The 12697-nt window shown below is 55.7% G+C and carries 11 protein-coding genes; 4 read left to right on the top strand and 7 right to left on the bottom strand.

Annotation, left to right across the window (positions count from 1 at the left end; translation table 11 throughout):
* Positions 1–26: 26 nt before the first annotated feature.
* From uspE to dalD, 5 genes are all read right to left on the bottom strand, one after another.
* Entirely contained in the window at positions 27–977 is a 951-nt protein-coding gene (gene uspE / locus AAH450_RS05530) for a universal stress protein UspE (protein ID WP_342909284.1), read from the bottom strand.
* 271 nt (positions 978–1248) lie between these two features.
* Positions 1249–2004, bottom strand: a complete 756-nt coding sequence (locus AAH450_RS05525; RefSeq protein WP_013202029.1) for an FNR family transcription factor — start codon at positions 2002–2004, stop codon at positions 1249–1251.
* Between the two features lie 149 nt (positions 2005–2153).
* Positions 2154–3446, bottom strand: coding sequence for an MFS transporter (locus AAH450_RS05520; RefSeq protein WP_342909283.1), 1293 nt, complete (start codon positions 3444–3446; stop codon positions 2154–2156).
* A gap of 46 nt (positions 3447–3492) precedes the next feature.
* Complete coding sequence (gene xylB / locus AAH450_RS05515) at positions 3493–4962, bottom strand: xylulokinase (protein ID WP_342909282.1); 1470 nt, start codon at positions 4960–4962, stop codon at positions 3493–3495.
* A gap of 9 nt (positions 4963–4971) precedes the next feature.
* Positions 4972–6366, bottom strand: coding sequence for a D-arabinitol 4-dehydrogenase (dalD, locus tag AAH450_RS05510; protein ID WP_342909581.1), 1395 nt, complete (start codon positions 6364–6366; stop codon positions 4972–4974).
* Between the two features lie 170 nt (positions 6367–6536).
* Here dalD and AAH450_RS05505 point away from each other — a divergent pair, with 170 nt between their 5' ends.
* Both AAH450_RS05505 and smrA read left to right on the top strand, forming a co-directional pair.
* Complete coding sequence (locus AAH450_RS05505; RefSeq protein ID WP_342909281.1) at positions 6537–7490, top strand: sugar-binding transcriptional regulator; 954 nt, start codon at positions 6537–6539, stop codon at positions 7488–7490.
* Between the two features lie 83 nt (positions 7491–7573).
* A complete protein-coding gene (gene smrA, locus AAH450_RS05500; protein WP_342909580.1) occupies positions 7574–8140 on the top strand; it encodes a DNA endonuclease SmrA in 567 nt (188 codons plus the stop codon).
* Between the two features lie 7 nt (positions 8141–8147).
* Here the strand turns inward: smrA and AAH450_RS05495 are convergent, their stop codons facing one another.
* Positions 8148–9071 (bottom strand): LysR substrate-binding domain-containing protein, encoded by a 924-nt coding sequence (locus AAH450_RS05495; RefSeq protein WP_342909280.1) that lies wholly within the window; start codon positions 9069–9071, stop codon positions 8148–8150.
* A gap of 299 nt (positions 9072–9370) precedes the next feature.
* On the opposite strand from AAH450_RS05495, the gene AAH450_RS05490 reads away from it, so the two are divergent.
* The gene (locus AAH450_RS05490; protein ID WP_342909279.1) at positions 9371–10690 is read left to right on the top strand and encodes an MFS transporter; all 1320 of its coding nucleotides are present in this window, start codon (positions 9371–9373) and stop codon (positions 10688–10690) included.
* Between the two features lie 95 nt (positions 10691–10785).
* Positions 10786–12135 (top strand): 2-oxoadipate dioxygenase/decarboxylase HglS, encoded by a 1350-nt coding sequence (gene hglS, locus AAH450_RS05485; protein WP_342909278.1) that lies wholly within the window; start codon positions 10786–10788, stop codon positions 12133–12135.
* A gap of 30 nt (positions 12136–12165) precedes the next feature.
* On the opposite strand, the gene AAH450_RS05480 is transcribed toward hglS, so the two are convergent.
* Positions 12166–12600: a DoxX family protein gene (locus AAH450_RS05480; RefSeq protein WP_342909277.1), complete on the bottom strand. Its 435-nt coding sequence runs from the start codon at positions 12598–12600 to the stop codon at positions 12166–12168.
* Between the last annotated feature and the right edge of the window lie 97 nt (positions 12601–12697).

The following is a 12697-nucleotide window of genomic DNA, read 5'->3' as shown; positions in this document are numbered from 1 at the left end:
GGCCTTTTTATTTTCTGTAGTCAGGCTCAGTCGTCTTCGTCATCTTCCAGTTCAACCGGAGAGACAAATCCGTCTGGTTTAATCGCCAGCAGATCGCAACGCAGATGGTCAATTACCTGTTCGGCGGTGTTGCCCAGGAAAGCTGCTGAAAGGCCTGTGCGCCCAATAGTACCTAATACCACCACGCCCGCATCCAGATGCTCCGCCAGGTTTGGGATAACCTCTTCAGGAAGCCCTTTGTCCACATGAGTGAATTTTTCGTCGATACTGAATTTCTGCCGTAACGCTTTCATCGCCAGCAGATGCTGACCGCGGATGGCATCGTTATAGACGCTGGGATCGAAGTCGGGCAGTTCAATGGCGATATTGATTGGCGTAATCGGGTAAGCTCCGACCAGATGCACTTCCGTATGATTAACCAAATTAGCCATCTCCAGCGTCTCTTTCACCAGCTTGGTGTTCAGCGGATCGTGATGCGGCTCTTCACTGGCCAGATTCACGGCGACAACGGCGCGCCCACCTTCCGGCCAGGGTTGGTCTTTCACCATCCAGACCGGGCAGGGGCATTTGCGCAGCAGATGCCAGTCGGTTGGGGTGAAGACCACCGACTGCAAGCGGTCATGCTGATGTGCCATTTTCAGCACCAGGTCATAACGGCCATTCAGGACTTCCTGAATAATCGCCTCATAGGGGCGGTTATGCCAGATAACCTTGATATCAATCTCCACGCCGGCCTCCAGGTAAGCCTGGGCCTGGTCGCGGATCCACTCGGTGCGCTGACTCACCACCCCTTTGCGCATGGTGGTACGCTCGTCCGGTGAAAGCAGGGTAGTCATCTCATAGGAAAAGTCATAAATAGGCAGGAAGGCTGTGATCCGGCCGCCAAGGCGCTGGTTCAGATAAACAGCACGGCGGAGCGCTGGCTGGTCATCCTGCTGCGGATCGACAGCCACGAGAATATTTTGATATTTAGCCATAACGGGACCCTCATAAGCTGGTTAGCTTAAAGATAGCCCAATCAGAGGCCGCGCAGAAGGAAAAAGTTATAGCTGGATCAATATTATAACTAATAATAAGCAGACTATTTACGGTCCTTCAGTGAGCAGAGAGAGGGGGAAGAGAACCGGGATGGCAGGGCAAAATTTATCACCGGGATTTCAAAAAAGATGAACGGTTAGCGCATGACGGGGAAGGAGAAACCGGGTTACGCTGTTAACCGGGTTAACAGCGTAACCCGGTTAACAGGGATCAGGCGATGGCGCGGCTCTGCCCAGCCAGCTGCGACAGCACATCGTGATCTTCAATAGTGATGTACTTGCCTTTCACCGCCAGCATTCCGCTTTTCTGGAAACGGCCCAGCAGACGGCTGATAGTTTCGACAGTTAAGCCAAGATAGTTACCGATATCGCCACGGGTCATGGTCAGCCTGAACTCACGCGGTGAAAAACCGCGTTCAGCAAAGCGACGAGAGAGGCCATAAATAAAGGCCGCCAGGCGCTCTTCCGCATTTTTCTTGGAAAGGAGCAGGATCATCTCCTGGTCACCCTTAATCTCACCGCTCATCAGGCGCATCATCTGCTGACGCAGGCTGGGCATTTTGCCTGAGAGATCGTCCAGGGTTTCAAACGGGATTTCGCAAACCATTGCCGTTTCCAGCGCCTGCGAGAAGCTCGGGTGCTGGCCGCCGTTAATGGCATCGAACCCTACCAGGTCTCCGGCCAGATGGAAGCCCGTAATCTGCTCATCACCCTGTTCGGTAATCGTGTAGCTCTTGATGGTCCCGGAACGGATGGCGTACAACGACTTCAGTTCATCCCCAGCTTTGAACAGCGTCTGGCCTTTCTGGATCGGCTTTTTGCGTTCGATAATATTATCCAGCTGATCAAGCTCATGCTCGTTCAGCGTAAAGGGAATACAGAGCTGGCTGATGCTGCAATCCTGACAGTGAATCGCACAACCGCCAGACTGGATACGTCTGTTGATAACACGCTTTTCTGGGATCATAGTGATACGCTCGAGTGATTATTGACTGGGGTCAATTTTACAATTTTTTGTTAACGAAGGGAACTGATCCGAGCAGTTTTAGGCACATAAAAAGCAGGGATGCTGTTCTGCTGCCAGCATCCCGTTGAAAGTATTGATTTTAGTGAGTTTTACGAATTGTTATCCGCAGTAATCACCGCAGGGCGGGACGTTATTTTACTCTTTGTTGCCACGCGGGCAGGTTGCTCTACTTTGATGATCAGCGTCAGGATCCCCGCCACCAGATATAAACCGGTATAGGTCCAGACAACCCCGACGATATCAAAGAACGGCAGAACCAGTGAAGCGATGGCTGGCGCAAGGAAGTTACTCAAACCGGCAGAGAGGTTATAAATGGAAATAGCCGCGCCTTTATGTTCAGGTTCCAGCACCGGAAAAACAGCAGTCATAGGTACAAAGGCGGCCACCGTTATTCCCAGCATCACCGCAGGTATCATGGCAATCCAGTAATTATGTCCGAAGGTCACCGGCAGATAATAGAACGCCAGACTGGAGAGGGCGCAGCCCAGGCAGCCAAACCAGCGTACCTGACGGATCCAGCCGATATATTCGCCCAGCACGCCCCACATGATGTTGGTGAAAATGGTGACAAAGAAGAAGACTGCCCAGATTTGCAGCCATTCCGACATGGTAAAGCCCAGGCGGCCAACAAACAGCATCGGCATGATTACCGCAAAGCCAAACAGCGACAGGGTATTAATGATCCTGATCAGACAGGCGAGGAAGATATTGCGATTCGTAAAGAGGATGGTGACCGCTCTTGAAAGCTCGGTAAACTTCTCTCTGGTCGTCAGGTTAGCCTTTTCGCTCTCCCCGCCCACCTTACGCAACAGCGTCATGGCCATCACGCCTCCCACCACAACCCACGCAATCGCAAACCAGAGAGTGCCGGTTTCGCCAATCCAGGGAATGGTAAAGCTGGGCAGATAGCTCCCTATGCAGCCAATGCCAACAGAATACATGGCCCAGAACCAGCCCATAGCCGAGGAGAGCTGATGTTTCGGCACGTTCTGCACCACCAGCATCACGAAAGAGTAGATAAAGAGGGGATAAGCCAGCCCGCGAATACCGTAGAACAGCAGCATCAGCGGATAGTTACGCATGCCCAGTCCCAGCGTCATAAACAGGATATGCATCACCACCCACAGGATAAACCCGATCTTCATGGCGCGCTGAGGGGTAATAATTTCCGCTACCACGCCGGAACTCCAGGCTGCCAGCGCCGCCGCCGCACCATAAATCGTAAACACCAGCGCAGATTGGGCTGGGGTAAATCCTAAATCGGTAATGTGCTTTGACAGAAATGCCATTTCAAACCCATCACCACTCATAAACATGGCGATAGCGATGTAGCCCCAGATTAAAGGGATGGGGAGACCGAACCAGTTTGTTGCTGATTTCATCTTATTTCCTTAACAGCGGCCGGACGACAGTTGTCGCCGGACAGGATTAAAAGCCGAGTGCACGAGCCTCAAGCTGTTGTTGGTAAAGCAGCCGGAACCAGGCGAGCCGTTTTTGCAGCGAGTGATGGCGACCGGCATCAGGGAGATAGCGCTGGAGCACCGGCGGTTTCTGGCAAACCTCAGCCTCATCGCCGCCATCTGCCAGCCATCCCAGCCGGGCGGCACCGAGCGCGCCTCCCGCTTCGCCGCCCTGATGGGTAACGATAGGCATGTTGAGCACGTCGGCTATCAGCTGAGCCCACCAGGGACTGCGAGCGCCACCGCCAATGAGTGAGCAGCATTCCAGTGAGGTTCCTGCTTCCTCCAGCGCTTTCAGCCCGTCAGCTATGCCGAAGGTCACCCCCTCCAGGACGGCATAAGCCAGTAAGGCGCGCCGGGTAGTGTGGGTTAATCCATGAAAGGCACCTGTTGCCTGCGGATCGTTGTGCGGCGTCCTTTCCCCTGAGAGGTAGGGCAGGAATAGCGGGGCGCTGTGGCAGTCAGCCTGGCTCAGCGTCGCCACTTCGGAGAGAAGCGTGGTTTCCGATGCGCCCAGCAAATCACACAGCCAGCGCAGACCGCTGGCGGCAGTCAGCATCACGCTCATCTGATGCCAGCGGTGGGGTAACGCATGGCAGAAAGCATGTACCGCCGATGACGGGTTGGGGCGAAAGCTGTCGTTGACGGTAAACAGCACGCCCGAGGTTCCCAGAGAGATAAAGGCGTCCCCCGGCGCCACCGCCCCAATTCCCACAGCGCTGGCCGCATTGTCACCGCCGCCACCGGCAATAATCACCTTCTCGCTTAGTCCCCACTGGCGAGCCAGTTCCGCCCGGAGTTTGCCGGCAGGTTCGGAACCTTCAACCAGCCCCGGCATCTGGGCGCGGGACAGGCCGCAGGCGGATAACAGGCTGTCAGACCAGTCCCGCTTCGCCACATCCAGCCAGAGTGTGCCTGCTGCATCGGACATATCGCTCAGCTTCTCGCCGCTCATTTTCCAGCGCAGATAATCTTTTGGCAGCAGGACGCAGGCGGTCTGCTCGAAAATCGCTGGCTCATGACGAGCCACCCAGAGCAATTTGGGTGCCGTGAAGCCGGGCATCGCCAGATTACCGGTAATGCTGTGCAAATCGGTCGCCAGCGCGGTGAGTTCACGACATTCAGCCGCGCTGCGCATGTCATTCCACAAAATGCAGGGGCGCAGTACCCTGTCCTGATTATCAAGCAGGACGGCACCGTGCATCTGCCCCGAGAGGCCAATGGCGCGGATCTCGCCCCAGGCGTTGCCAACCTTTTGCCGTAATTCCGTTATGGCCTGCTGTAAAGCCTGCCACCACTCGGCAGGATCCTGCTCACACCAGTGAGGATGAGGGCGTTGCAGAGTCAGTTTTGCCCCTGCCGTGGCGAGGATGCCGCCCTGAGCATCAATCACCAGCGCTTTGATTTCCGATGTCCCGGCATCTATTCCAAGGTACATAGCGACTCCTTATTCAGTGACGGGTTGAGGGTGTTTTGCCCAGCTTTGCAGGCTGGCAACGGCGCTGTGCAACAGTTGAGCAAAATCGCTGCTGGATGCCAGTGAGCCAAACAGAGCGCTGTTTGCGGCAAACCGCGCCAGCGCATCTTTCTGGCTGAGCAAGGCGTGCAGGGCTTCAGCATCCAGCGCGCCATCCTGATAGTGATAAGGAAGCTCCCCCTCGTGCCAGCGCTGCAAAAAGAGGAAAAACAGGGCAGGCAGCAGCGTTGTTGCTCGCGGCGTCTCTCCGCGCTGGTAGGTTTCAATCAGGGTCGGAGTAATAAAACCAGGGATTTTAGATAGCCCGTCTGCCGCCACGCGCTGGTTAGTATCCTGAATATAGGGGTTGGCAAAGCGCGCCAGCACCACATCGCGATAGGCTTCGAGATCCAGCGGGCTGGGCATCAGCGAAGGGATAACGTCCTGGGTGACATACTCCCAGGCCATCTCTTTGATCTCCTGAGTTTGCGTACTCTGATGAATATAATCCTGCCCGACCAGCGTCCCGGCCCAGGCGATGCAGCTGTGACTGGCGTTCAGTATGCGGATTTTGGCTTCTTCCCACGGCAGCACCGAGGCCACCATCTCCACGCCTGCATTTTCCAGCGCGGGCCGTCCTGCGGCGAAATCATCCTCAACGACCCACTGAATAAAGGCTTCAGCCATCACCGGGGCTTTATCTGCGAAACCCGTAGCGGCCAGCACGCGCGGCGCGATGTCGGCAGTGGGGCGTGGGGTGATGCGGTCAACCATGGTATTTGGGGAAGTGGTGTGCGCGGTTACCCAGGCGTGCAGGTTTTCTTCCCTGCGCAGCTGTAAAAAGGTCAGAAAGCCCTGGCGGAAGCGCTCGCCGTTGTGACGTAAATTATCGCAGTTCAACAGCGTCACGGGGTCGCCATGCGCCTGCATTCTTGCCTTTAAGACACGGGTAAGCGCGCCATAAATTGTTCGGACTTCCCCATTAATATCCGCTTTAATATCGGGATGATCGGCATCAAGCTGATGCTCTGTATCTAAATAGTAACCGCTCTCGGTCACGGTAAAAGCGATCACTCTGGTGCGGGGATCGGCACCCTGAGTAATCAGGCCCTGTAGCTCTGCATCCCAGGGGATCAGTTTTTTGATGGAGGTGATTTTTTCATAATTGCGTTCACCTTCCGGTGTTACCGTTTCCAGCGTATATTCGCCGTTTTGCTCAGCAAGAACGGTGAGCAGGGGCACAGCGTCATCGCGGATATTGCTTAAGGCAATCTCCCACCGGTTATCACCTGCCTTCAGCAAACGGTGCAGATACCAGGCCTGATGGGCGCGGTGGAACGATCCTGCACCAATGTGCAGCCAGACAGAGGGGGCGGTTAAGGTCATCATTATCTCCTGTTTTGGGCTTTTGCTCTCCATGAGAGCTTTTGCCTGGTATGGCTATAGCCTGGTGATCTCTGCTGCGAGTGTCTGCGGGAGAGATCACAAAAATTGCTTTTGCCCACCATTCGGGCAATTATTCGGACCAGGATGAGTAAAACGCGGGGAAAAGAGCAATGAGCAAACATAATAAGAAACTGGATCAGGCTGCACGGGCCGCCTGGATGTATTACGTAGCGGGCGAGACGCAGCATGATATCGCCGACAAACTGGGTGTTTCGCGCCAGGTTGCGCAGCGCCTGGTCGCACTGGCGGTAGAGGAGGGGCTGGTCAGCGTAAACATTACGCATCCGGTGGCTGACTGTATGACGCTGGCAGAGCAGCTTAAAGCGCGTTTTCAGCTGCAACTCTGTCAGGTTGTACCTTCCGCGGGCGTTGAATCGGCCGGATTGCAGCAGATGATTGCGGTAGCTGGTGCAGAGGTAATGGCGCAAACCCTGAAGCAGGAGCAGCCGCAAATCATTGCTGTTGGCTCGGGGCGGACGCTTCGCGCCACCATTGATGAGTTGCCGGCGTTCGAACGCCCACAGCACAGCTGTGTCTCACTGATTGGCGCCATAGCCAGCGACGGCTCCTGTACCCGTTATGATGTGCCGCTGTGGATGGCGGAAAAAACGCAGGGCCGCTATTTTATTCTGCCTGCACCACTTTATGCGGACAGCGCGGAAGATCGTGCGCTCTGGTGCCATCACCGTATCTACCGTACCGTCACGGACAAGGCCGCGCAGGCTGACGTGATGTTTGTCGGCATTGGCCAGGTTGCCGCAGGGTGCCCGCTTAATGCGGACGGATTTATCAGCGACAGTCAGGTAAACCAGCTGGTGAAGCAGCATGTGGTGGCAGAAATGCTGGGCCATTTTATTGGCGAGGATGGCGAGCGGGTGCGCAGTGAACTGGATGAGAGGCTAACCAGCGTTGAACTCACAGCGCACACGCAACGCAGGGTTATTGCTTTCGCTGGCGGAGCAGACAAACATCGGGCAATTGCGGCAGCTCTGCGTGGTGGCTGGATGACGGGACTGGTTACTGACGAGGCAAGCGCGCGTTTTGCTCTCGGGTTAAATGATTAAGGAGATCGCATCCCGGCGCGGTTTTGCTAAACTAGCCGGGTAACTCGCTTTCCTCTTTTCCAGTTCAACGGGGGACCTGCATGATGGAATTTGACGATTGGGATTTGTTCAAAGATGCCATGGAAGACGTCACACCGCTTAAGGATTGCGCTAACGTACACTGGTTGAAATCCCCCGCAACAAAACCAGCCCGCGCAACCCTGCATGACCTTCAGCTGGATAATCCCCTGACTACGGGATATCTCAACATTGTGCCCCTTACCAGGCCGCTTGAGTTCAAAGCAGAAGGTATTCAACAGGGGGTTCTGGAGAAGCTGCGCATGGGGAAATATGCCCAAAGCGCCACGCTCAATCTTATCAGGCAGCCCGTGGAAAGCTGTCGGCAGCAGCTCTTTACCTTTATGCTACAGGCCGAGCAGGAGAATTATCGCAACCTGCTGATTGTGCATGGTAAAGGCCGTGAAGAGGGGTCACATGCGAATATTGTGCGCAGCTATCTTGACCGCTGGCTACAGCAGTTTGAGCAGGTGCAGGCCTATTGCATGGCCCAGCCTCATCATGGTGGCAGTGGAGCATGCTACGTGGGATTGCGTAAAAGTGAGCAGGCGCGACTGGAGAACCGGGAACGTCACGCCAAGCACAGTCGCTGAAGCGCGGCTAGCCAGAATGAGATTTGCGCACGGTAGCCATAAAGACTTGCGCACTCAGGCTTAATGGCGCGCCGGAGCGGGTAATAATGCCCACTGACTCGCCTGGCCCGTGTGCGGCAATGGGCAGGGCAGCCAGAGAGTTATGCAGCAAATCTTCCTTTATCGCGCCTGAAGGCACAAACCAGACGTAGTTGTAGCGGAGCGCAAGCTGTCGGGCCAGTGAGGTGGCGGAAGTTTCCACCAGCGTGGAGGGCAGCCGGCAGCCATGCTCTTTTATCATCTCGTCGGCCAGCCTTCGTGGTGCCGTGCCTTCCGGAGAGATCACCACCGGCCACGACAGGGCTTTGGACAACGTGACGTTGTCACTCAGGAGAGGGTGTCCTGGCCGTACCACCAGCCGCAGCGACTCCATAAACAGCAGCTCATAACTTAATCCTGCCATCATATCGGGGTCGGCCATCCGGCCAATGCCAACGTCAAATTCATCCGCCCTGAGTCCGGCAAGCAGCACATTGTTGTGCAGCGTCGCGACCTGAACAATGGCCTGCGGCTGTAACTGATGAAAGCGATCCAGGATTGAAGGCAGCATTCCCAACGCCACGGTAGTGAGTACGCCGGTGCGCAGCACTGCCGGTTCATCCAGTTCGGAAGGCGTAAAGGATTGTCCGGCGTGGTTGAGGGCATCCAGCACCCGCACCGCATGGGTGAGAAATTGTTCCCCCATGGTGGTTAACTGGGCACCCAGCCGCCCTCGCTCAAATAATCTGGCACCCGCCAGCTCTTCCAGTTCGTTCAGCGTCTTAGAGAGCGCAGGCTGGCTGAGAGAGAGGGTTTCGGCGGCACGCCCCAGCGTCCCTTGCTGAGCAACGGCGACAAAGGTGTGCAGATGGCGCAGGCGAATGCGCTGATTAAACTGGTAATTTTTATCCATACCTCAGCGTAAGCAGTGGGCCAGTGAACAGGCAAGCCGCACAGCAGAGATTTGTTAACCTTATTGCAAAATTTAGTTAACATTCGCCGCTTTTGCACAGTTTTCCATCACCTTTAAGCCCGCTGTGCGCAGATAACCATCAGTGGTGATTATCTAAACCCTCAGATAATGGCGCCTAAGCTGCTGTCCGCCGGGCAGCGCGAATTAGTCAGGTGCGTTGATGGCCAATCCGTTATTATATCGCACACTTTTTTCAGTTGAGGCCAGCGCCGCGACAGACTGGCTTATGGAGTGCTTACGTGGAAAATACCGCTGCGATTGATGTGCGTGCCTTGATTAATCAGGGCAGCATCAGCCGTTACCAGCAACGTATTATTGCCCTGTGCTTTGCCGTAGTGGCCATGGATGGTTTGGATATCGCCCTGATGGGCTTTATTGCCCCCGCGCTGAAAAGCGACTGGGGTGTGACGACTCATCAGTTAGGCATCGTGATCAGCGCCGCGCTGATTGGCCTCGCCTCTGGCGCAATGGTGGCTGGCCCGCTGGCAGACCGTTTTGGCCGCCGTGTGGTGATTATCAGCAGCGTCTTCTTTTTTGGTCTCTGGACGCTGGCCACCGCGCTGTCACAAAACAGCGAGCAGATGATGCTGTTTCGCTTCCTGACCGGGCTGGGCCTGGGGGCAGCAATGCCGAACGTCAGTACGCTGGTGGCCGAATATTCTCCGGAGCGTAAACGCGCTTTCATTATTACCGTGGTTTTCTGTGGCTTTACCTTTGGCGCGGCAGGGGGCGGTTTTGCCGCCTCCTGGCTTATTCCAGCCTTTGGCTGGCATTCCGTGTTGATTATGGGCGGATTGCTGCCGCTGCTGATTGTCCCGGTATTGCTGAAAGGGCTGCCTGAATCCGTTCGCTTTCTGGTCTCCCGCCAGGCACCCAGCGAACAGATCCGTAAAATTGTCGCCAGAATGTCGCCGGACTATCCCCTCACCGGACGCGAATTTGTTATGCCGCTGAAGGAGCAAGGCCAGGGGTCCGCCAGGCTGGTGCTGAGTCGTCCTTACCTCCTGGGCAGCACCTTGTTATGGGGTGCCTATTTTATGGGGCTTTTTCTGGTCTATCTGATTGGCAGCTGGCTGCCCAGTTTGATCAAAAATATGGGGATGACGGTGACACAGGCGGCGCTGGTGACCGCAATGTATCAGGCGGGCGGCACGGTGGGATCGCTGTTTGCCGGCTGGATGATGGACCGGTTCAATGCCAATCTGGCGCTGGCCGCCATCTATTTTATCGGGGCTGTTGCCACCGTCGCGATAGGTTTTGCCCCTGCGCAGACGCTGATCCTGAGCCTGGTGGCCTTCAGCAGTGGGTTTTGCCTGAACGGTGCTAATACCGGAATGAATGCGCTCTCTGCCAGCTACTATCCCACCCATGCACGGGCAACCGGCTCAAGCTGGATGCATGGCATGGGCCGAATCGGCGCGATCCTCAGCGCATTTGCCGGTGCGCAAATGCTGGCAATGGGCTGGGATATTACCGATGTCTTCTCAAGTCTGGCGATCCCCGCCGTACTGACCTCACTTCTGTTACTGGCAAAATACCGTTATGGCTACCGGCGTTAGCCTGACCTCTGTCGCGATCACACTTTATCAATAATTTTCTCCGCAGCCGTTACTTTCCAGTACTCTGACAGCAACAGGCTATCGGGAGGCAAGAAATGGAAAGTGCATGGATTTCCGCCAACGCTATTCGCGCCAGCTTTGCCAGCGCGATGTCGGCGATGTATCAGCAGGAAGTGCCGCAGTATGGAACCTTACTGAGGCTGGTGGCGCAGGTAAATCAAGAGGTGCTGGAGCAGGAGCCGCAGCTGAAACAGCAGATGGTTCGCGATAATGAACTCGCCCGGCTCGACGTCGAGCGCCACGGCGCTATTCGGGTGGGGACAGCAGCAGAGCTGGCAATGCTGAGACGGGTGTTTGCCATTATGGGCATGTATCCGGTGGGCTATTACGATCTCTCTCAGGCTGGTGTACCGGTTCACTCAACGGCATTTCGTCCGCTGGATGATGACGCGCTTAACGCCAATCCTTTCCGGCTGTTTACCTCGTTGCTGCGACTGGAGCTGATTGACGATCCGGCGCTGCGCCAGCAGGCGGCAGAGATTCTGGCGGCGCGCGATATCTTTACCCCGCGCTGTCGGGAGCTGGTCAGCCTCTGTGAACAGCAGGGCGGTCTTGACGCCCGGCAGGCAGAAAGCTTTATCCGGGAAGCGCTGGAAACCTTTCGCTGGCATCAGCAGACCACCGTGGATAGCAAAACTTATCAGGCGCTGCTGGCGCAACACAGACTGATAGCGGACGTGGTGTGCTTCCCCGGCTGTCACATCAACCACCTGACGCCGCGCACGCTGGATATCGATCGGGTTCAGGCGTTGATGCCTGAAGCGGGGATCACCCCCAAAGTGATTATTGAAGGGCCGCCGCGCCGCCTCGTGCCCATTTTGCTGCGGCAGACCAGCTTTAAAGCGCTGGATGAACCCGTCAGGTTCCAGGATGGTCCGGGCACGCATACGGCGCGCTTTGGTGAAATTGAGCAGCGTGGCATTGCGCTGACTGCTAAAGGACGTGCGCTCTACGATCGGCTTCTGGCACAGAGTGAAACCGGCGCGGATAATCTCACGCATCAGCAGCTTCTGAAGGCCACTTTTCAGGATTTCCCGGACGATGCTGACTTGTTACGCAAGCAGCAGCTGGCCTGGTTCACTTACCGGCTGACTGAAAAGGGCCGCACAGATCCTGAACGGCTCAGGCAGTCGCAGTCGGTTGAAGCCTTGCTGGCCGAAGGATTGATTGAAGCGACCCCGATGATATACGAAGATTTCCTGCCGGTCAGCGCCGCAGGTATTTTCCAGTCCAATCTTGGCAATGATGCCAGGCCGCGCAGCCAGGGGCAAAGCAGTCAGGCAGAGTTTGAAAAGGCGTTAGGGGCAAAAATCCAGGATGAAATCGCCTTATATGCACAGCGGCAGGCTGCAAGCCTGGCCCGTTGCGGCGTAAGCGTGCCGTAATTTAAGGGGCACAGGCTGTGCCCCTTAATTTTATTGCAGGCGGGGATTGCGGATTAAGGCATATTTTCCCGCCCCGCAAAACATAATTGCCAGCGCACCAAACAGATAAAGTGCTTCTCCCTCCAGTGCCCAGGCTCCCACGTTTGTGCGGTCCCAAAATACGCCGGTTTTGACCAGTAACGTAGCCACCACCAGGTTTACAGCAATCACAAAAGCCGCAGGGCGGGTAAGCAGACCAATAATGATCATCAGCGGGGCGATAACTTCCCCGATATAAGCCCCATAAGCTACAAAGCCCGGTATACCGTGCGCTTTCAACAGCGTGGCAATCCAGCCTGTGCCATGCATAACTTTAAACTCACCGTGAAACAGCAGCAAAATGCCAAAGGTCAGCCGCAGCAGCAGCTTACCCAGGTCCGGATGGTCAGTGAGGCGTGAAAAACCACTATTCAGGGCCGCAAACATGATCAAATCCTTAATAATAAATGGGTAACAAATAGCCGGCAAAAACTGACCGACCCGCCGGGGAGAAGAGAAATTTTCTCGCCAGCGCCTCTTTTCG

The sequence above is a fragment of the Erwinia magellanica genome (assembly GCF_039023495.1).
GTDB lineage: Bacteria > Pseudomonadota > Gammaproteobacteria > Enterobacterales > Enterobacteriaceae > Erwinia.
This window is presented reverse-complemented; position numbering and strand designations above follow the sequence as displayed.